Source organism: Pseudoalteromonas sp. S408, assembly GCF_005886645.1.
Classification (GTDB): Bacteria; Pseudomonadota; Gammaproteobacteria; order Enterobacterales; family Alteromonadaceae; genus Pseudoalteromonas.
In genome coordinates, this window is record NZ_PNDY01000100.1 from 1 (window position 1) to 205 (window position 205).

The 205-nt window shown below is 36.6% G+C and carries 1 protein-coding gene; it reads right to left on the minus strand.

Annotated features, from left to right (window positions below; genetic code table 11):
* Positions 1–205: flavoprotein (locus CWB62_RS18800; protein ID WP_349304010.1), on the minus strand; the 205-nt coding region annotated here is incomplete at both ends.

Below are 205 nucleotides of genomic sequence, written 5' to 3' on the forward strand. Positions count from 1 at the left end.
TCTATTGAGGTAGGGTTACTGTAAAATGATGGAGTAGCCGGACAAATAATCCCTCCTGCCAAAGTAACTGTTTCCATATTTTTTATATGGATTAAATTATAGGGTGTTTCTCGTACAGCAAGAATTAATCTTCTTCTTTCCTTTAAAATCACATCGGCTGCACGTGTTATCAAATCATCACTTATACCACTTGCTATTCGTCCGA